Origin of the sequence: Pedobacter westerhofensis, assembly GCF_900182595.1 — a bacterium.
Taxonomy (GTDB): domain Bacteria; phylum Bacteroidota; class Bacteroidia; order Sphingobacteriales; family Sphingobacteriaceae; genus Pedobacter; species Pedobacter westerhofensis.
Genome location: NZ_FXTN01000004.1, coordinates 366,632 through 387,871 on the forward strand (window position 1 = coordinate 366,632; position 21,240 = coordinate 387,871).

Consider the following 21,240-nt stretch of genomic DNA (forward strand, 5'->3'; position numbering starts at 1 on the left):
AATGTACTTATTTATTTTTGTTTGTAGACACTGGCAAATTCCCTGGCAAAGTCGGCAAGTTTGACCTTTCCCATTTTGGGATTGCTGCGCTTAAAATTTTCCAGCGCTTTGCCGCTGTGCATGGCTGCCTGCATTTCTACCAGGCTCTCTGCGAGTTTTTCAGGCAATTTGGCCATCTTCAGTCCGCGGAGCATCTCCTTGTCGGATAACAATACCCATTTTAGCCAGGGTTTACCGATCGACGCACCGATGATCCGGGCAGCTTCGTTGCAGGTCATTTCTTCACTGCCAACGTAGCGTACAGTGTTCCCCATGGGCATCAGCGTCAATTCTTCAGCTGCAGCATCCGCGATATCCTTTGGCGACACGAAAACGATCCGGTCATCACCGCCATAATTTCCCATCAGCAGGCCGGTCTTACCTGTCAGCAATGCCCAAAGGCCGGAATAACGAAGCGTCAGGAATTTACCAATCAGGCCTTTGCCTTTGATCAGATCCATAGACTGGTAGAAGTTGGTGTAAAAGGCCGCGGGCCGCAGGATGGTAACTGATGCCTCCAATCCATCGAAGAGGTATTCCAGATTCTCGGCTTTCACCAGATCAGCCGACCAGCCACTGAGGAGCACTATACGTTTGGTACCGGCCTCCTTTAGTGCCTCGGCGTAATTCCTGGCTACCTGATGCAGATATTCTCCGATATCGGGTTCGGTAAAGCTGAGCGGGATCATCGTGTACACAGCATCTGCATCCTTGAAGGTTATTTTTAAAAACTGCAGGTCTTTGATTGAGCCAATGGCCGGTGTTGCACCCAATGCCGCTATGGCACTTTGTTTTTTAGGATCGCTGCTGATCAGGGTGACATCATGGCCCTGAGCCACTAAAATTTCTGTCAGCGGTTTGCTGATGTTCCCAAGGGAACCTGTTAAAATAATCTTCATCCTTATTGGGTATAAACGCCGTTTTCAATATCAGCAATCAATGATGAATGGGTAGGCTGCCATTTCAGATCTTCCTGCGTCCATGTGCTTGATGAGGGGCAGTCCAGTGCGGCCATCTGCGCGAACCAGCCAAAGTGTTCAGCTGCGGATTCCGGCGCAATTGATCTTACCGGAAGATTCAGTTGTTTACCAATATTTTCTGCAATAGACTGAACTGTAATGGCTTCTTCGGAGTTAGCATGGTAACGTGCTTTTGCTGATGCATTCTCCAAAGCCAAGCGAAATACACGGGCGGCGTCCAGTCTGTGCACAGCGTTCCAACGGTTATGTCCGTCGCCAATATATGCAGAGACGCCTTTTTCCTTTGCAATATTAACCATGATGGGGATAAATCCGTGCCTGTCCTCGTCGCCATGTACCGATGGTGATAAACGTACTACTGCTGCACGAACACCCTTGTCAGCTACAGCATCTGCTGCCTGCTCCGAGGCACGCGGCCAGGCAGGATTAAACACTGGGATAATATCTTCAGTGGCCAGCGTTCCCGGGCTAACCAGTGCTGTACCGGAAGTTACAATGAAAGGGCGGCCTGAACCTTCAAGCACCTCACCAATGGTTTCAATAGCAATTCTGTCTATTTCGCATACTTCGGCAAAGCGGCTGAAATCGTGTATAAAGCCGGCATGGATTACACCGTCAGCTTGTGCAGCTCCTGTCCGCAGGCTTTCCAGGTCTTCAAGGTTGCCCAGATGTACATCTGCACCTGCGGCGAGCAGTTTTTGGGCTGATGCCTCCGACCGTGCCAGTCCCAATACCTGATGGCCGGCAGCTAATAATTCCTGCACTATGGCAGTGCCGATGAAGCCTGTGGCTCCTGTGATAAATACGCGCATAATTGTATGTTTTAGTTGATACAAATATGGGCTGCTGTGCTGGGAGGGATTTATCCATATCAGCTTTTGATTTAGCCATATCCTGAATATTTATTTTTACATATCCCTGCGGGCTCAGTAATTATTTCTACTTTAGTATCAACCAAATAATTTCTGATGACAACCCATCGGCTGATTAATGAAAAAGAATTACTGTTCCTAATGCCAGCTGATCTTATAGATACTGTATTGTCTGCCCGCTGAACCCGGATAAACTTAAACAAAACCCGGGCTGATAATTCATATATTAGTTAATAAAAATACACAAAGTCTTTAGACAAATAACGTTTAGTACATAATGGACAGACGATCATTCGTAAAGAGTACATGTTTAACAGGTGCAGGATTGCTGGCAGGCGCACAGCTGCTGAAAGGAATGCCCATCAGTATGCTGGAACCGGCACAACTGATGGGGGGGCGGTATATCACGCTTTGCATTATGATCAGGACTACCCCCTGGGAGGTTTCGCGTGATGTGAAACTGCATCCGCGCGATGAAGAAAAATGGCATACGCTTGAAGGGGTTAAAAACCTTAGGAATGCTTTTGGGGCCAATAATCCGAAAGGCAGGCTTACCTGGGGCTTTACACTCAATGCACTGGAAGACCGCCGTACCAATTATGTGCAGATCCGGGAGTACGCTGCCTGGTGCCAGGCTGAGTATGGCGACGAAGTGACGGTATTTCCCGGTTACTTTCCGGCCATGTACCTGCCGCCGGCGCGGATCAATAAAGAGCTGTCTGAGGCACTAAGGATCATCAGCGGGTTTGTGGGCAAAGGCTATAAACCAAAGTCCGTCATCGGCGGTTTCCTGCCGGCAGAGTCATTGCAATATCTGGCTCAGAAAGAAAATATACACGTAGCGCAGGCCGTGATCTGGAGCCAGCACAATATTGACGGAGGGGGAGCAGACGGATCTCCTTCCTATCCTTATTATCCCTCCACAAAGCATTTCTGCAAGCCGGGACAGCATAAAAAAGATCTGATCGATTGTGTAAACCTTGATGGCTGGTCTATGGACTTCATCTGTGCCAGGCAAAGCGGCCAGACGGGCCACGAAATCACAGGGTACAACAGCCGCCGTGGTGTTGGCCCGATCGAAACCTATAAAGGATGGGGACTTGAACTGGGCCACAGGGAAGTGATGCACACACAGTCCATTCATTTTGACAAGGGCGTAGAGCTAAATGGTTTTGGCTGGGTGCCAAATATCTGGGAAGCACAGATGGTATATGAGTTTGGAATGGATTTCATTTGCAGTGCGATGAAATTATGGGTAACTGATACGCTGAAACGCTGGCCTGATGCGCAGTTTGTAAGTTTTGGAGAGTTTGGTGAAATCTGGCGCAGCCACTATAAATCCAACGATGAATACAGTTATAAGTTTGTTGAACGTGGCTGCGGACTTGGCGATTCGTACAATAACCTGGAAATCCGCTGGTTTATGAATAAAGGATTCAGGCTGGCGCTGCTGCGCGACTGGCATCACCACACACCGGAAATGGTTATCGATTTTACGCGGTACGATCTTCCGGCGAAAGAACCGGGGGGCTCCCGCCCGGATAAACCGGTGAAGGACTGGAGCCTGATCAACCGCATTAACCAGAAGGGCTTGCGCCCGGAAGACAAGCCGTTGCGGCTGATAGATCTCACTGCCGATGAGCAGGAGCTGATCTACAGGTACTGTCCTGAACTTAAAACCTCCTAAGCTAATATACTTTAAAACCAATATTTTAACTATGTCCATCTTTATCAATAAAATATCCTGTACCGCTGCTTTGTGCCTGCTTTCGTGCCATTTTCAGGTCTTCGCTCAGGAGGCACTGCTTCCTACAACATGGACTGAACAGGCTAAAAACAAAGAAGTGCCGCTGAATGAATATCCCCGTCCGCAACTGCAGCGTACCGAATGGCTTTGTCTAAACGGTAAATGGGATTATAAAGGGGGCAAGTCTGCTCCTAATGCCCTGAACCCGCAGGCCGAAGCATCATTTGACGGCCTCAGTCAAAAGATTTTAGTGCCTTATTGCCCGGAATCCTATCTTTCAGGGGTGCAGAAAAAACAGGAGATCAATTTGTGGTACCGCCGTACATTTGAAGTTCCGGCTTCCTGGAAGGGCAAGGACGTGCTGCTGAACTTTGACGGTGTAGACCACGACGCAACAGTTTTTGTAAACGGCAAAAAAGTAGGCAGTCATTCCGGTGCTTATGATGCATTCAGTTTTAATATTAAACCTTATTTGGTTAAAGGCCAGAATACGATTGTAGTGGCTGCATACGATCCTAACGATGGCAGGGCCCCTTCGGGGAAAAATGGCCCGCGTGGCGATTATACCTTTAGTTCCGGCATCTGGCAAACTGTATGGCTGGAGCCGGTATCAGCTGTGCACATCAGAAATATTAAGCTGCTGCCCGATGTGGATGGCAAGCGCCTGAAGGTGCTGGTAAATACTATCGGTGGGGGCAATGTGACCGCTTTTGCGCTGGCCGGCAGAAAGGAAATCGCGCAAACAAAATCTGCTGCTGGCACTTATTTCTATCTGCCAATTGAAAACCCAGAACTCTGGTCGCCGGATCATCCATTTTTATATGATCTCAAGATTACGCTGCAAAACAGCAATGGCAGTGTTGCGGATGAAGTGCTAAGCTATTTTGGTATGCGGGATATCAAGCTGGCCAAACTGAATGGCGTGATGCGGCCCCTTATCAATGGGAAATTTATCATGCAGCTGGGACTGCTCGACCAGGGTTACTGGCCGGACGGGATACTGACCGCACCCACAGAAGAGGCCTTAAAATCTGATATCGAATATACCAAAAACGCGGGTTTCAATCTGATCAGAAAACATATGAAGACCGAGCCTCAGCGGTTTTATTATTGGGCAGACAAGCTGGGCTTACTGGTTTGGCAGGATATGCCAGCGATATGGTATCAGAACGAAGATACTACTGCTACCCGCCGTGTGTTCCGCAAGGAGCTGAAAGCAATTATTGACGACCACTATAATTCACCTTCCATCATTACCTGGGTGCCCTTCAATGAAAACTGGGGCGCCTTTGATGTGAAGAACATTACTGCCTGGCTGAAGCAGTACGATCCATCTCGACTGGTAAACGGCAACTCTGGTTTTAATAACAATCCTGGCTATCAGAAAGCTTATGGAGATCCCGGGAACGGGGACTACGTAGACACGCATATTTACGTAGGCCCTTACGGTGCATCGGTGCCCGATGAGAAACGGGCGGCTTCATTGGGCGAGTTTGGCGGTGTGGGCCTTTTTGTCCGCAATCATATGTGGCCGGTAGAAAATAATGCTTATGCATACGAGCCTACTCGTTCCGCGCTCAGCGACAGATATGTTTTCCTGATGGAGCGGGTTGAACAGCTGATGAAGTACAAAGGGCTCAGTGTTGCCATTTACACGCAGACTACCGATGTGGAACATGAGGTAAACGGTGTGCTTACCTACGACCGTAAAGTGGAAAAAATGGACAATAAACGGGTTAAAGAAGTGAATGAGGCTGTGATCCAGTCGGGATTTAATATGAATATTACGAAAAAATGAAAAGACATTTTATACTTCTGGTGATCCTGTCCCAGTTTCTATTTTCTGTAGCCAATGCCCAGCAGCAAACTGTCAGCAAAGGTAAGGAGCCAAAAATCATCAATATTGTTAATTTTATCAGGGACATTGAGCCGCGTGACGCTGCTGTCACAAAGGATGTGCTGTACCAGACCGTCGTAAAGCAGATTGAGCTGATGAAGCAATATCACCTGGGCGGAACATTCCTGCTGCAATATGATGCACTGATTGACAAACGTTACCAGGAACTGCTAAAGGCACTGCCCGGCAATGAATTTGAAATAGGTGGCTGGTGGGAATTGCCACAGCCGCTGATTGAAAAAGCGGGCATCAAATGGCGCGGCAAGTATGCCTGGGACTGGCATTCGGATGTCGGATTTTCTGTAGGCTATACGCCCGCAGAACGTGAGAAAATCATCGATGTTTATTTTGCTGATTTCAAAGCCGTATTTGGCTATTATCCCAAATCTATTGCCGCCTGGGTTATTGATGCACATTCCCTCAATTATATGTACAACAAGTATAAGATCGTTGCTTCGGCAAATTGCAAAGATCAGGTAGGAACAGACGGATTTACCCTTTGGGGCGGGTATTGGAACCAGGCTTACTATCCGAGTAAAATAAATGCCTACATGCCTGCACAGCAGCAGGACCAGCAAATTCCGGTTCCGGTTTTCCGGATGCTGGGCAGCGATCCGATCCGTCAGTATGCTGACGGGAGCACGGTGACTACGTTAGAACCGGTATATCCTTATGCCGGCGGAAATGAGCAGTGGATCAATTGGTTTTTCAAAACTTTTGCCAACGATCCCGCACTGGGATTTAACTATACACAGGCGGGCCAGGAAAATTCCTTCACCTGGGATGCGATGAAGAAAGGCCTGGAATGGCAAATGCCGATTATCGCTAATTTGAAGAAGGAAGGGAAGGTGCGCGTGGAGACAATGGAGCAGTCTGGAGCATGGTTCAGTAAGCAATATAAAGTTACTCCGGCAACTACATTTACTGTAAGCAAAGACCTTGGCAATAGTGATCAGAAAACCATGTGGTACAACAGCCGCTTTTACCGTATCAACCTGCTTTGGGAAAAAGGTATGCTACGCATTACCGATATCCATTTGTTTAATGAACAGATCCCTGATAAATACCTTAAAGAGGCGACTACCACCAACCAGAGTTTCTTTTATACCCTGCCGGTAGTAGATGGGTTTCAATGGGGCAAAGCGGGGCATCCCGAAGGTTTCCGCTTAATGGCGAATGAGGGCGGCAGCAGTGTGCCTGTACAGGGGGGCGATCCGGTATTTACAAATGTTAACGAGACTACCGCCCGTGCCGCATGGCCGCTGGCAAAGGGTTCATTTGAATTTGAAATGAGCGAGAATGCCTTTACCATTACAGCAAAAGGAAAACCTGCTCCCGACTGGTTTTTGGAGCTCTACGTCGCCGATAAAGGCAAAACTGCGTTTCAGAAACTTACAGGTAATAGTGCAGTCTATGAGTTTCATGGCCATTCTTACAAGATCAGCCCGCTGCAGGGACGCCTGGAAGAAAGCAGAGGCGGAGGTTTATACCGGGTATATCCTAAAGGAGACCGTATTTCATTCCGGCTGGCAGATACGGGAGGAAAAGAACTACAATAAGGCGACCGGATGTTTTATAGACAAATGTCTATTTTATTTTTCGACAAATATCTTCTTTACAATCTGTTAGCTTCGTGACATTTGCACTGTCAATATTTAGCAAGCTAATATGAAAGCAGTTGTAATCAAAAATTATGGGGGGCCGGAAGTCCTCGATATAAGTGAGTTACCGACCCCCACCATAACAGATCCTTCGCAAGTGCTCGTGAAGGTGAGGGCTACATCGATAAATCCGCTCGATTATCAGGTAAGGCGTGGAGATTATGCTTCTCTGTTTGGATTACCAATTATAACGGGCCACGATATTGCAGGGGACATTGTGGCCGTAGGTGAGGCTGTAAAAAACTGGCGGATTGGTGATAAGGTCTATTACTCCCCGCGATTTGGCGGAAGTGGCAGCTATGCCGAATATCATCTTACGGAAGAATCTTCGCTATCCAGAATGCCGGATAATCTTTCATATGAGGAAGCTGCTGCTGTACCTCTTGTTGGCGGAACTGTATGGGAAATGCTCGCGGTAAGGGCCAGCCTCAAAAAAGGGGAAACGATACTGATCCCCGGAGGTGCCGGCGGCGTGGGAACATTCGCAATACAGGTCGCGAAGTCTATGGGGGCTGTTGTTTTTACAACAGGGCAGAGTGCTTTGCATGAGGATCTTCGGAAACTTGGCGCTGATGTGGTAATAGATCATCATCATGAGGACTATATTGAAGAGATCAAGTCTTATACGAATGGAAAAGGGGCAGATGTAATTATTGATACCGTTGGGGGCAGTATGCTGTCGGACAGTCCGCTTGCGCTGGCTGACTATGGTAGAGTTGTATCACTGGTTGATATTGCCCAGCCTCAAAACCTTATCCATGCCTGGGAAAAGAATGCTACGTACCATTTTGTTTTTACGCGGCAAAGCAGGGATGAGTTGCATCATATTACCAGATTGATAGAAAATGGAGATATAAAACCTGTTATAGATAGTGTATATCCGATTGAAGAAGTCAAAAACGCCCATGAAAGGATTGAACAGAGAAAAAGAGAAAGACCTTTATTTGGTAAGATTGTGCTTTCTTTTTAGAATGATGGATTAAGCAGGTTCACTGCTATTGCTTTAACCGTATCTTAAATTGGGAAGGCGTATCAATATAACTGGCATCTTTATCAAGCCCCGCTTTAAAGGTCTCAAGTTTTGCGCTATCGATCCAAAATACCGTTTTTAAATACTGCGATTTTGTTAACCTGGTTTCATCATATGTTTCGTCGCCACTTGGTTCATGAGGCGCTATTTTATGTTTCAACAAGGTTTCTTCGAAATTCTCCCCGCGCAACCAGACAATGATGTTGCCTTTATTCGCAATTCCAATCACAAAATCCAGTCGGTTCACCGAAGGTTTCTGGTACAAATCAGTGCTGATGCCCTTTGCATTTACGGTGCTGAACGCCTTTTTAATCGCATCTACAGGAAGAGGTATTGTATCTGAATAGAAAGATTGATCGCGGAATGAAGCATACTGAACCACCAGTTTTACAGGCAGGCGTTCTTTTCTGGTAGGGTCGTTAGAATCCCCGTAGCCCCAGCCGAAGTTATTGCCGTCATTTACAGTATTGTAACCTACGTATGCTATTTCGCCGTCTTCTAAAATAAGCTGGCCGTTGTGTACATGTACGGGATAGCTGGCTGGCGAAGAAAATGAAGCGGTGTAATAATACCTTTTCCAGGTTTTATATTTCCAGATCTTTACTGACGTGGCCAGGATCAGGAGCATCAGTATCGCCGCATAAATCTTATTGATGGAATTTAGTTGATACATGCTAGTGCCAGTTTGTGTTTGCAAGTTCAATAAAAAAGCACAAGACAAAAATGCTGCACAGGCTGAGTGCTAAGGAAATATAGAAAATTATACGGCTTGCAGCATATGCCTTGCCTTTGTAGGTGAAGGTATACATACCTGCCAGTATACTAAAGATTGGGCAGACCAGCGTGCAGAGCATGATTCCTTCATCTTCACTATTATAAGTGCAAGTCATGTAAAGAGCAGTCATGATAAGGATAGCTGCAATCAGGATGATACTCTTGTACGACTGTTTTTCAATTTCTATTGTGTCCTGTGCTGGTGATTCCATATGTTATTTTTTCCCCGGGTTTTCTGGTATGACTTTGGAAGTCTTTTTTTTGGCTTGAAAAATTTAAATTTTATTTGTTTATTCTTGTGCCTGTTTTTCTATTTTATCGCAGGTGTTAAATACTCTTTTACAATATAGAAATATAATCTTAATCTTTAGTATCAGTATGATTAGCCAAATGCCTGTTCCCGCAAGATGAATAGAGGATTTGTAAATATGTTGGATGATGTTTGTACTCGGGTTGTCTCCATGCGAAGTTCATACCTGGTTTAGTTTTCGTATACTTTTTCTTCGGTATCAAGGGGCTTCTTAGTGCGTGACTCAGAAGCAAGGTTGCTTGTTAATCTTCTGTAAAATCACCATTTGAATGGATATTTGATGCACACCATGGATATCCATCAGCATATCATACTTATCAGAATGCGGTTGTTTGGCACCAAATGCCGGTGTAAAATATTGCAGGGCTGCGGCCAGCTCGCCGTTCGCTCCGCCAAATTGCTCCAGCAAAATGTTTGCGAAAATAGGATGGGGTTAGAAACCCTTGCGTTGAATTGTAAATCTTTTGAATGATGATTATCATCTGTTTTTTAGGTGATGTATGCTGCCTAAACTCACAGGATTACATTCAGTTTCGTATAAAATTTAATGATAATGATATAAATTACTTAGGGATCTCGATGTAAAAAGTGGTACCAACATTTACCTGGCTTTCGAACCATATTTTTCCGTTATGCCACTCCACAATGGTTTTGATGATAGACATCCCCAGTCCGATGGACTCTTCACCTTTGAGCCCGCTGCGCCGTGCCGGATTAAATTTCTCAAACAATTGTTTGTGATATTTTTCAGGAATACCAACACCGTCGTCAGCCACAGTAATCAGTACAGAAGTATCCTGATCAGTGATGTTTACCGCTATTGTTCCACCGTCATTTGTAAATTTCAGCGAATTGGAAATGAGGTTGTTCATGATCTGGAAAAATTTGTCTTCATCAATTTCGATGTAAACTTTTTCCATATTGCTCAGCAGGGTAAAGCGTTTTTTCATTTCTACCTCATTATTGATGTATCCCTGTATGAGGATTTGCATCTTGCCAACAAGTTCGATCCTTTTTTTTACCAGATTTACACCAAAGCTCTCGAGAAATTCCTGGTTGATAAAGTTCCTGATCAGGTTGATACATTTTTTACTTGTCCTGTTGATCAGATCGGTGTATTGATGCAGCCGGTGCTCGTCGGTTATTTTTTCAGGGTCACTCATCAAACTGGAAAGCGATTGTATGATCCCAATCGGCCCCATCAGGTCATGGGAGATAATATTCAAAATGGAGTTCTTTTTCTTATTGTGCTCATTCAGGACATTGATATAGTCCTTCATGTCTGTGATATCTTCTGCATCACAACCAACAATACGCTGGCCGGAGGAGGTAACCATTAATGCAGCAGCTATTTTGTAAACGTGTCGTTTTCCGTCAATATGCACACGGGATTCGAAATCTTCAATTTTTTCACCTGATTTACATGCAAGGTATTTCTCCATTACATATTCCAGATCCTCATGTTCTATCAAAGGCAGCAACACCGCCGGATCCGTGATATCGTTAAACTGGTTGATAAAGGCCTGATTTGAGTAGATGATGCGGCCATTCCTAACATCAATGAGAAAATGCAGATGCCTTGAACTTTCACTTAGCAATCTTAACGTTTCGTTAATCATATGTATAGCAAGGTAGGCTATTGAAGCTGACAATTTGTTTTGTATAACTACCTGTTCTTTGCGATAAACATCCTGAAAAAATATATTAAGCAGCATAAACATCCAGATCATAAGATGAATTCAGGTATCATGCGCTTAAAATAAAATTCATAGGCGGTTTATAGCTGGCTCTTTTGAGGTAATATTCTTCAGCCTTCCCATATTGTTTACGTGCAGTATAGATAACGCCCAAAGATTCCTATACCTAATACATGTCAGCTTCTGAAGGAGATTGCTCTTTTATTGCTTTCTGAAGCCTGGAAAGAGCCACACTTGTATGGTTCTGCGAGATAAGTATCTTATTAAAAACTGCAATGTTAGAGTAATGACAGTAGTTAATATCTGACAGAAAGGCCAAGGTTAACAGCTCTGCCTCTTCCTTTTGAGTAAAAGCCTGGCTGCATAAACCACTGGGCGCGGGCAGGAAAATAATCCTCATTGAATAGATTGTCAATACCCAGACTTAAACGTGTATTTTTGTTAACCCTGAATCCAGCTGCAAAACTAAACAGGTTGTAAGGCTCAACTACACCTTCATTTCCATTATAGATTCCGCTGGTTGCATTTTTCTCAAACCGGTCACGTTTCATAATCCCAGTGTAATTAAGTGTCAGATCAAGTACCCTCAGCGGAAGATAATTTATACTACCCGTAATTTTTGGTGCAGAGATGCGCCTTCCGTTTAAGTACAGGTCTTCAGGATCGTTATACTTTCCATTTCCATTCACATCTCGTTTGCCTTCGGTATAACTGTAGCTTCCTGAAATATTCAGAGAGGGTGTAATGATAAAATTTGCCGCCAGTTCATAACCGTAGATATTTTCCGGGCTCCGGTTGGTATTATACAGCGTTGTTGCCGGATCGTATACAACCTCTATGCCTAATTTAGATGTGCTGCGATAAGCTGATGCCGTAAGTTTTAATCCTTTGAAACTGCTTTCAAAACCTAATTCATAGTTGTTTACCCTAACAGCATCAGTATTTATTTTGTCGATGCTGCTGGCTCTCGCGTCGCGCAATGCAAGACCAATATCCATTACAGAGAAACCCTGGGAATAACTGACGAATGGACTGAACAATGGTAGTTTATTGTATTTGAAACCAGCATTAAATAAGGCCGTATTGTATTTTAATGCGCCGCCCGTAACATTGATTGAGGGTGTTACTGTCGCCCCGTTTGCACCGGTAATCCGGAGAGTCTGGTAATCATCAACATCAATGTTCACATGCTCGTACCTGAATCCTGTTTTAAATATCAGGTTCCTGAAAAGATTTACATCGGCCTGTACAAATGGCGCCAGATTGGTCATATCCATAGTAGGCACCCACACACGGCCGTCGACCAATGGTTGTGAGGTTTTATCCCGGAGAAAATCTAATCCATAGGCAAGGTTTGCTGTTACAGGTAAATGGTCAATAATTGGTGTTTGTAAAAATATCCTTGCGCCTTTCTTATCATTGTGCGCAAGTGACTGTCCGTCGCCGCCGTCAAATCGACCAGCAGAGACGTAAAAAACGTCTTCCCTGTTTTCGTAATATGCGTCAGCTGTAAGGGAAGTTTTTAAAAACAGACTGTCAAGTTTGTACGAAAAATGTAGATTATGGTTGTACTGATTGCCGGTTGGTATTCCCGCAGGAGCTCCTAACTTTCCTGTTGCCTTTTGGCCTGTGGCCAAATTTCCATTAATCAGTGTGTAGTTACTGTGTTGTAAACTACTGTAAAAGTTGTAAACCAGCTGAAGACGTTGATTTTTAGTAGGCTGATAACCTATCTTGGCAAATGCGTTATAGCTATCTGTTTCCCCAAGGCTATAGTTAGGGCCTACAATATCACCTTTTGCGTCTCTATACTCGCCTGTTTGCTCTGCCACACCACTTAGAACGTAGTCGAACTTGTTAGTTTTTCCATAGAACATCTGGCTGATTCTGCCTCCAGCGGAGTTTTTAAGCTTCACCAGCGATCCATTATAGGAGATATCAGTTTTACCCGCAAATTTCTGGGCTGTATCTGGCACCAATGTAATATAGTTGACCAAGCCTCCGGCAGCCCCGTTACCATAAATAGCAGTTGCACCTTTTACCACCTCGACCTGCTGTAAGACGGAGGGATCAATAGATCTGAGATCAACTTCTGCATTTCTGAGAGGGGAGGACTGACTAACACCGTCAATCATGACCAGCATGGGTCTACCGCGCAAATTCTGACCAACATTGCTGCCAGACTGTGCTGAAGGTGCGATTCCTGGAACCTGATTTGCGAGGATCGCTGTTAAATCCGGATTGATAGCGATTTCATTTTCCAGTTTTTTCCTGGAAATTACTGTTACAGATGAAGTAATATTACGAAGTTGCTCTGGCCTTCGGGTTGCAGAAACTACAACTTCATCCAGGTCATTTTGAATCTTCTCCAACTTCCAGTTGATTGTGGTATCACGTTGTATGGCCGGAAGATTGACCAATAATGTCTGATAACCTGCAGAGGAGATTTTTAATGTGACAGGAACACCGGCAGAGAGATATATTCCATACAGACCTTTTGCGTCTGCATTATTTGACGTTCTACCGATCTTGATGGTTGCAAAAGGCAGAAACCCATTTTCATCTTTTACTATACCCTGTACTTTGACACTTTGTGCAACGGTAGTAAGACTAACCAGGGAAAAAACCAGCAAAATAAATAGCGAGAGTTGTAGATTTTTCATCATAATTTAAATTTATGCGAATGTAGAACAATATCTTTGTTATTTATAATGATAATAAATAAATAGTCTTTAGGTCTTGATGCTTTGACCCAGCAGAGAGAGTATAAAAAGCCCTTACCCAACAAAACCAGCTCCATTGTCTAAATATGAACAGCTTTTTAATATGACAATTTTATAAAATATTTCTTCAAAGAATTTGTATACTGGCTTATGGCTGGCTGGCTAACTTTTCAATCGAAATATGACATTAATCTAAAACATACATTTCAGATTTATACTACCTTTGCGGATATTATGGCACGAAATGTGGAATTTGATGAAGATAGGGCTATTCAAAAAGCCATGGAGGTTTTCTGGAGAAAAGGGTACGGCGGTGCTTCCATGCGTGATCTGACAGACGCGATGCAGATAAACGCCAGTAGTTTATACAATACCATAGGAGATAAGCATCAGTTATTTATCAAGTGTATCACCAACTATGTACACACCCGGATGGAGGAAACTCTGGCACATTCCTCTAAAATCAAGTCACCGATAAAAGCAGTTATTGGTTTAATCAATGATTGTGTGAATACAATTCTTTATAGCGATAACCACTGTCTGGCCATAAAGACAACTTTCGAACTGGCGTCAACAGATCCGGATATCAAAGTGCTGCTCAAGCAGGATAGCGATTTTACGCATGGGTTTCTACTGAAGTTGATTCAGCAGGCAATTGAACTCAAAGAAATCACCAGCGATACAGACGCTGAAACTCTGACCAGTTTCATCCTGTCTGCTTTTACAGGCTGGCATGAATCCTACATTATCCATCACGATCCTGTCAGGATCAAAAAGATGGCAAAATATCTCATCACACAAATTTCTCAGTAGATTGGCCTGACTGCAGTTGAACTTCGCGTTTTAATGACATTAATCTGAAATGTTTGTTTTAAAATTAGCATACGTTTGCTAAAGATATACGAGTAGTAACAGAGGCATTAAATAATAAACCTGCTTTTTGTTGCTATAAATCTGAAACGCATACTACAGAATAAAACTGAATAACATGAAAAACTTACAAACTATCCCACAGGGGAAATTGTTGATCTACGGAGCAACCGGATACACTGGTACACTAATCGTCCATGAAGCAGCACGCAGAGGCATAGACTTCGAAATCGCCGGCAGAAGCGAAGATAAGTTAGCTGTATTGGCTGCTGAACTCAACGTTCCTTACCATGTATTTCATGTTGGTGACATTGAAGGATGGAAAGCATCCCTGGAAGGTAAAACTGCATTGCTAAATATAGCAGGACCTTTTAGCGAAACAGCAGAGCAGGCGATGGAAGCTGCCATCAAATCCAAGGTACACTACTTTGATATTACTGCAGAAGTAGACATTTACCGTCTTGCCGAAAGCAAAGATGCTGCAGCCAAAGCCGCCGGTATCATGCTGTTGTCAGGAGCCGGATTATTCGCTACATATGACCCTTTAATTGTACACACTGCGAAACGCGTAAAAAATCCTGTTGCACTGCGTGCAGCGTTCAAATATTCAGGAGGGTTTACGCCCGGTTCTGTAGCCAGCAGTGGCAATATCATCAACGCGGGATTTTTGGTGAGGAAAAACGGCGAGTTAAGAAAACTAACGGAAGCACCTTCTGCTGCTTTTGATCTGGGTGACGGCCCGGAAGATTTTTCTCTGATGCCTTTGGGTGCGGTAGTTATCAGTTATAAATCAACAGGTATTCCTGATATCGAGGAATATTTTGCAATGGCGGCTCCGGCTGAAGCGGGTACTGAACCATTCAAAGAAGGTCATCCGGTAGCAGGATCTGGCACACAGCGCAGTAAAATTCTAGTCGAAGTTACCGGAGATGACGGAACAGTAGTGCGTTCAATGGCGGATACACAGGATGGTTATATGCCAACTGTTACATCAGCAGTTGAGGTGGTAAATCATGCATTGAATGGTTCGTTTAAAATAGGATTTCAGTCGCCCGCTTCTGCATATGGTGCGGAATTGCTGACTTCACTACACGATGTGAACATAACTGATTTTTAAGCTCGCTTTACGGATATGCTAGAAGTGTATCCGCTTAACATTCACAATAAAACAAAATGGTTTTGCCGGCAATTCAGCTGACAAAACCATTCTTGTTTCTGGTGTAAAAAGAATTGATTAAAGGATTGATGATCCTCCGTCAATGATGTGGTCGGCTCCGGTGATAAATGAAGCTTCGTCACTCGAAAGGAAGGCTACAAGCTGACCAATCTCTTCCGGTTTACCAATCCGGCCAATCGGCGTTAAGCTGATCAGGTAGTCGTTCATGCCTTTCAGGCTGTCAGTATCCATTCCCATTTTACTGAATAGCTCAGTGTCAATGGCACCCGGACTGATGGAATTCACTCTGATCTTTCTTGCTGCCAGTTCCAGCGCTGCTGTTTTTACTATGGAATTTACTGCGGCCTTGCTTGCGCTGTAAACGCTGAGGGTAGAAGCGACCGTGGTAGCAAGTACAGAAGAAAGCACAACAACAGATGCTCCGTCATTAAGATAAGGGATGAACTTGCTCAGCGTAAAAAATACGCCCCTATAATTGATATTGTTGATCTTATCAAAGTTAACTGGTGTTTCCTTTTCGATGGTGGATGTACCTGATACTCCGGCGTTGATGTACAGGATATCAACCTTGCCAAACTTATCACTCACTTCGCTTACTAAGCTGTCAATATCTTCAAGTTTTGCCTGATCTGATAAAATAGCGGTAACTCCAAGTTTTTGTGCGGCCAGATCTATCGCATCCTTTCTTCTTCCGGTGATAATAACTGTAGCGCCTAATTCTTTAAGAACTTTGGCCGTGCCATAGCCCATGCCACTGTTTCCGCCGGTAACGACAGCTATTTTGTTTTCAAATTTGTTCATTGTCTTTGTTTTTTATAATTTTTGTGATGTATAATGCAGTGTAACTTGTTTTTTTGGGATGGTAAAAGTTGCAATCAGGGCAGCGATTAAAGCAATACCCGCAGCGGTTAAAAATGCTGTGCTGAGGCCTGAAGAAAAATCGTGGGGTTTAACATTGGCTGAGTATACGGATAATACTGCAGCAATGCCTATGGCACCACCAATTTGCTGACTGATTTGTAAAACTCCTGAGGCTATACCGGCGTCTTCATCTTTAATACCTTCGAGGATTACAATACTGCCGGGTGAAAATACCAAAGCAATACCTATACTATGCAGCACCAAAGGCACAAGAACACCTATTGAGTAATTGCTTGTACTGCTCAATTCTGAAAAACCAAGCAGACTGGCTGCTACTAAAAGGCTTCCGGTAACGAGTAAGGTGCGACTTCCGAAAATGGAAAGAAGACGGGGCACAAAATTGGATAGTATAAATACAATGGTTGTTAATGGAAGGTAAGCAACACCAGCCAGTAATGGGTTGTATCCCAGTACTTCCTGGAAATACTGAAGAATGAGAAATAAAGTTGCAAAGTGCATTCCGCAAATGACTGCCATGACAAACAGACCACCACGTCTCGTTGTTGGGGCAAGAATATTTAGTTTCAACAGGGGCGCGGTAACTTTCGATTCTATCCTGATAAATAGGATGAACAAAAATGCAGCGCTGATAAAACTGCCTGCTGTGATTAATGATAACCATCCATATTCTCCTCCACTTATAAAACCGAATACCAGTGCCGAAGAGCCCGCCGTTGCTGTCAATGCGCCCAGCAGATCTATTTTTCCATTGACCTTCGCAGTTTCTGGTACAAGAAATGCTATTGCTGCAAAAGCTATAGCGCCAACCGGAACATTAATGAGCAATGACCACCGCCATGAAATAAAAGCGGTTAATGCCCCACCTATAATAAGGCCTAATGACGCACCAATAGAGGATACCGCTACAAAAAGGGATAAGCCACGGTTTTTTTCGTCTTCATTTCTGGCCAGAATGGTGATCAAAGCCAGCACACTTGGAGCAGCCAGCGCAGACCCAATACCCTGGAAAATCCGGGCAATGATCAGGGTGGAAGGAGATTGCGCGATTCCTCCGCTGAGCGAGGCGAGGACAAATATAGCGAGGCCTACCTGAAATGCCTTGACCTGTCCCATAATATCACCTAATCGTCCACCTAACAGTAGCAAACCTCCAAATGCTAATGCAAAGGCATTTGGGATCCATGATAAATTCGTTGTGGTAAAACGCAGATCAGTCTGAATATTCTTTAAGGATACTATGACGATCAGAAAATCCATCGCCAACATCAATTGTACTGTGAGTATAATAGCCAATGCAGTTCTTCTATGAATTAATGTAGTAGTCATGATTTATATAATAATTTGTTGGTTCAAAGGTATAATTACTTAACTTTACATTGGATATGGGTTTCCCTTAGTATAGTGGGTTCCCTTAATGATTGCGAAAATGGAACAGACAAGATTACTCAATGACATAGAAAAGGATTGTTCAAAAATCCTCTTTGCGATACAAGACGCGCTTGATTTAATCAGCGGTAAATGGAAGATCAAAGTGATCAGCGTGCTGCTTTACGGTAAGAAAAATTTCACTGATTTACAAAGGCAGATTGACGGCCTTGGCTCCAAAATGCTTTCCAAGGATCTGCAGGAGCTGGAAATTAACGGGTTAATCACCAGAACGGTAAATGCTACAAAGCCCATTACGGTGACCTATGAGTTAACGGAATATGGCTATACTATGGAGCCGATTATCCAGGTGCTTGCTGATTGGGGAACGGAACACAGACATAAAATTACTGGAAGATAATCCGGTTTTTGTGGGTATACGGAAAATTAAAACAGGATTGCAAACGGGCATTTCGCCGGCTTGTAGTTCTTTGGCTTTTTTAAATAAAATAGGGTTTTTAAATTGCTGTCCATAACGACTGATTTAAGTAATACAAATTTAACTTAACCGTCAGGCTTGCACAAGATGTTCAAATTACAAACTGGTTGATACATAATTTGTTACATCGTTCCAGTGAGTTCGCTCATTTTTTAGACCTACTCACTGGATTACTCACTGGAGATATGGTTTTATATGAAATATGTGAACACACTTAAAAACAAAAAAGTCCGTTAATTGAACATTAACAGGCTATTTAAACATTTTGATATTGCTATCTGCGGAGAGTGGGGGACTAGCTCGCTACTCTCGCTGATCCCTGTTAGGGGGAGGTTTCAAACAAAATGCTGTCGCTGCGCTCCTGTCCTTTTTTGTCATCCACCAAGCCTTGCGCTACCGCGCAGAACTTGCTGTATAACAAAAAATGCCACCCTATTGGGTAGCATTTTTGTTTGGCGGAGAGTGGGGGATTCGAACCCGCGGACCCTTTGACAAGTCAACAGTTTTCAAGACTGCCGCAATCGACCACTCTGCCAACTCTCCGCGACAAAAGTACAATTAAACTCCAATTCGCCAAACAGTAGCCCTGAACTATCTTTTAAATGCCTCATTATGAAACTGATTTTTTTTCCTGAACCTGTTTTTAGATGCGCTCAACGCTCTTAATGCGAAGTTCCAGGTGTGAAAATTGTAATATCCACATCATTACCCAGCCCCTCAAACTGCCCTGTAACCGCTAAAAAACGAATTGCTCCTGTAATATGTTTGAATTTCGCAATTAATGGTTTGATTAACGCAACTGTCATAAAACTATCCAAAGTAAATTTGTGTCAGCAAATTTTATTAAATTCATCCCTATGGAAAAGACGCAAACGTTAGAGAACTTTTATCAGAGCAAATTTAACACCGCTACGCCCAATATACAGCATGGGGTGGGGCACTTTAATGTGTTCCGCCTTGAAGACTGCATGGGGCCAAATGCGAAACCCGTTTCATACAGCAGAAGGGATTTTTATAAAGTAAGCCTGGTGCGTGGCAAATACTTGTACCACTATGCAGACAAAAGTATTTCCATCGAAGGCACCACGCTGATCTTTTTTAATCCCAACGTTCCTTATACCGTACAATCACTTTCAGAAAACAACACCGGGTTCTTCTGCATCTTTACAGAATCCTTTTTTATAGAAAAAATACGCGGAAGCCTGACCGATCTTCCGATGTTCAGCAACGGTGGCAAGCCGGCATATTTCCTGGATGAGAAACAGGATGAAGTGGTATCTTCTATTTTCACGAAAATGCTGGATGAAATTGAATCAGACTATGTTTTCAAGTATGATCTGCTCCGTAATTACGTCACAGAGCTCACGCATTATGCACTGAAGTCGCAGCCTTCAGAAACGCTGTACCAGCATCCTGATGCCAAGTCAAGGATTACTTCTGTCTTTACAGAATTACTGGAGCGTCAGTTCCCGATAGAGACTCCTTCACAACGCTTCTCGATGCGCTCGGCGAAAGACTTTGCAGAAAAACTTGCGGTACATGTAAACCACCTCAACAGGTCGGTCAAAGAGACCACAGGAAAGACCACAACAGATATCATTACTCAGCGACTGCTGGCCGAAGCAAAATCTCTGCTGCGCCATACCGACTGGAATGTTTCTGAAATAGGATACTGCCTGGGCTTTGAAGAGGCGGCACACTTCAATAACTTTTTCAAAAAACAAACCGCTTATACCCCGGGTTCGTTCAGAAATGTTTGAATTTAGCAATGATGTGATTGATTGTTGCAATTTTTGAGCCTGCTGAACCATTAATTTTGTTATCAAAATAACAATCATGGAAACAAAATCGCAAGTATGGTATGTTACAGGTGCCACAGAGGGACTTGGATTAGATTTAGTAAAACAGCTACTTGCAGCTGGGTATAAGGTTGCTGCAACTGGCAGGAATGCCGAAGATCTTGAAGCTGCGGTAGGCCACTGGTACCCTAATTTTTTGCCGCTTGAAGTTAACCTTTCCAATGAAGACAGTGTAAGCACATCTTTAAAAGCTACGGCTACCAGGTTTGGTAAGATCGATGTGGTAGTAAATAATACAGACAGTCCAATCTCAGAAGACTCAGGTCAGATGAGCGATAAAGAGGCGAGGGCCACTTTTGAGATCAACGTTTTCGGAATGATGAACGTGATCAGAAACGCCATGCCTAATCTCAGGAAAAACTTGTCAGGACATTTCTTCAATGTTTCCTCGTCAGGAGAATTTAACGGGACGTATCCGGGTTTCAGCATTTACTGTGCAGCAAGGTTCGCCGTAGCAGGACTTTCTGAGTCGCTCGCCGCAGAAGCCAGGCCATTTAATATCGGTGTCACTGTCGTGCTGCCTGGCCAGTTCCACACGGGCAATCTGAATGCTGTTACAGAAAGCAAACCATCTTCAGGCCATATGCTCAATGCTCAGACCCAGGTAGAGCATAAACAGGAGTTATATCCCGATGGTGCCGCTATTAAGCAGCAGGTTGATCCTAAGAAAGCCGCTGCACTGATGATCAGTATTGCTGCAAAGAGCCAGCCGCCACTTTACCTGTTCCTGGGCAAACGCGCTTTTGAAGATGCTGCTGAAAAGATTAACCTGGTACAAAAGGATATGTGTGCCTGGAAAAGCGAAGCACTAAGCACTGATGCCAAAGCAGAACTGGAATAATTCTTTTGCCCAATCCC

Annotated in this window: 19 protein-coding genes and 1 tRNA gene; 9 read left to right on the forward strand and 11 right to left on the reverse strand. The window is 44.0% G+C overall.

Going from position 1 to position 21,240, the window contains the following annotated elements:
- Positions 1–11 precede the first annotated feature (11 nt).
- Complete coding sequence (locus tag FN831_RS09595; protein ID WP_142528005.1) at positions 12–938, reverse strand: NAD(P)H-binding protein; 927 nt, start codon at positions 936–938, stop codon at positions 12–14.
- Between the two features lie 2 nt (positions 939–940).
- A complete protein-coding gene (locus FN831_RS09600) occupies positions 941–1,831 on the reverse strand; it encodes an SDR family oxidoreductase (protein WP_142528006.1) in 891 nt (296 codons plus the stop codon).
- Between the two features lie 337 nt (positions 1,832–2,168).
- Between FN831_RS09600 and FN831_RS09605 the strand changes: the two genes are divergently transcribed.
- From FN831_RS09605 to FN831_RS09620, 4 genes are all read left to right on the forward strand, one after another.
- Positions 2,169–3,578, forward strand: coding sequence for a DUF3863 domain-containing protein (locus tag FN831_RS09605; protein WP_142528007.1), 1,410 nt, complete (start codon positions 2,169–2,171; stop codon positions 3,576–3,578).
- Positions 3,579–3,609: 31 nt separating this feature from the next.
- Positions 3,610–5,436 (forward strand): glycoside hydrolase family 2 protein, encoded by a 1,827-nt coding sequence (locus FN831_RS09610; RefSeq protein ID WP_142528008.1) that lies wholly within the window; start codon positions 3,610–3,612, stop codon positions 5,434–5,436.
- A complete protein-coding gene (locus FN831_RS09615) occupies positions 5,433–7,094 on the forward strand; it encodes a hypothetical protein (protein ID WP_142528009.1) in 1,662 nt (553 codons plus the stop codon). The genes FN831_RS09610 and FN831_RS09615 overlap by 4 nt, the downstream gene beginning before the upstream one ends.
- Before the next feature lie 109 nt (positions 7,095–7,203).
- Positions 7,204–8,166, forward strand: a complete 963-nt coding sequence (locus FN831_RS09620; protein WP_142528010.1) for a zinc-binding dehydrogenase — start codon at positions 7,204–7,206, stop codon at positions 8,164–8,166.
- A 25-nt stretch (positions 8,167–8,191) separates the two neighbouring features.
- Here the strand turns inward: FN831_RS09620 and FN831_RS09625 are convergent, their stop codons facing one another.
- From FN831_RS09625 to FN831_RS09645, 5 genes are all read right to left on the reverse strand, one after another.
- A complete protein-coding gene (locus tag FN831_RS09625) occupies positions 8,192–8,899 on the reverse strand; it encodes a DUF2931 family protein (RefSeq protein WP_142528011.1) in 708 nt (235 codons plus the stop codon).
- Between the two features lies 1 nt (position 8,900).
- Entirely contained in the window at positions 8,901–9,212 is a 312-nt protein-coding gene (locus FN831_RS09630) for a hypothetical protein (protein WP_142528012.1), read from the reverse strand.
- A gap of 321 nt (positions 9,213–9,533) precedes the next feature.
- On the reverse strand, positions 9,534–9,719 hold the full coding sequence (locus tag FN831_RS27920; protein WP_221931322.1) for a manganese catalase family protein: 186 nt from the start codon (positions 9,717–9,719) through the stop codon (positions 9,534–9,536).
- A 154-nt stretch (positions 9,720–9,873) separates the two neighbouring features.
- Positions 9,874–10,929 carry a PAS domain-containing sensor histidine kinase gene (locus FN831_RS09640; protein ID WP_185960441.1) on the reverse strand — a complete coding sequence of 352 codons (1,056 nt, stop codon included), beginning with the start codon at positions 10,927–10,929 and terminating at the stop codon, positions 9,874–9,876.
- Between the two features lie 374 nt (positions 10,930–11,303).
- Positions 11,304–13,673, reverse strand: coding sequence for a TonB-dependent receptor (locus FN831_RS09645; RefSeq protein WP_142528014.1), 2,370 nt, complete (start codon positions 13,671–13,673; stop codon positions 11,304–11,306).
- Between the two features lie 291 nt (positions 13,674–13,964).
- Here FN831_RS09645 and FN831_RS09650 point away from each other — a divergent pair, with 291 nt between their 5' ends.
- Positions 13,965–14,543 carry a TetR/AcrR family transcriptional regulator gene (locus FN831_RS09650; protein ID WP_142528015.1) on the forward strand — a complete coding sequence of 193 codons (579 nt, stop codon included), beginning with the start codon at positions 13,965–13,967 and terminating at the stop codon, positions 14,541–14,543.
- A 175-nt stretch (positions 14,544–14,718) separates the two neighbouring features.
- Complete coding sequence (locus FN831_RS09655; protein WP_142528016.1) at positions 14,719–15,717, forward strand: saccharopine dehydrogenase family protein; 999 nt, start codon at positions 14,719–14,721, stop codon at positions 15,715–15,717.
- Positions 15,718–15,834: 117 nt separating this feature from the next.
- Here the strand turns inward: FN831_RS09655 and FN831_RS09660 are convergent, their stop codons facing one another.
- Positions 15,835–16,578 (reverse strand): SDR family NAD(P)-dependent oxidoreductase, encoded by a 744-nt coding sequence (locus FN831_RS09660; protein WP_142528017.1) that lies wholly within the window; start codon positions 16,576–16,578, stop codon positions 15,835–15,837.
- 12 nt (positions 16,579–16,590) lie between these two features.
- Positions 16,591–17,985 carry an MFS transporter gene (locus tag FN831_RS09665; RefSeq protein WP_142528018.1) on the reverse strand — a complete coding sequence of 465 codons (1,395 nt, stop codon included), beginning with the start codon at positions 17,983–17,985 and terminating at the stop codon, positions 16,591–16,593.
- Positions 17,986–18,085: 100 nt separating this feature from the next.
- On the opposite strand from FN831_RS09665, the gene FN831_RS09670 reads away from it, so the two are divergent.
- Positions 18,086–18,445: a winged helix-turn-helix transcriptional regulator gene (locus tag FN831_RS09670; protein WP_142528019.1), complete on the forward strand. Its 360-nt coding sequence runs from the start codon at positions 18,086–18,088 to the stop codon at positions 18,443–18,445.
- 531 nt (positions 18,446–18,976) lie between these two features.
- Here FN831_RS09670 and FN831_RS09675 read toward each other — a convergent pair.
- Positions 18,977–19,066 (reverse strand) — tRNA-Ser (locus FN831_RS09675).
- Positions 19,067–19,185: 119 nt separating this feature from the next.
- Positions 19,186–19,329 carry a hypothetical protein gene (locus FN831_RS27925; protein WP_221931323.1) on the reverse strand — a complete coding sequence of 48 codons (144 nt, stop codon included), beginning with the start codon at positions 19,327–19,329 and terminating at the stop codon, positions 19,186–19,188.
- 51 nt (positions 19,330–19,380) lie between these two features.
- On the opposite strand from FN831_RS27925, the gene FN831_RS09680 reads away from it, so the two are divergent.
- Positions 19,381–20,283, forward strand: a complete 903-nt coding sequence (locus tag FN831_RS09680) for a helix-turn-helix domain-containing protein (RefSeq protein ID WP_142528020.1) — start codon at positions 19,381–19,383, stop codon at positions 20,281–20,283.
- A gap of 76 nt (positions 20,284–20,359) precedes the next feature.
- Entirely contained in the window at positions 20,360–21,223 is an 864-nt protein-coding gene (locus FN831_RS09685; RefSeq protein ID WP_142528021.1) for an SDR family NAD(P)-dependent oxidoreductase, read from the forward strand.
- Positions 21,224–21,240 lie beyond the last annotated feature (17 nt).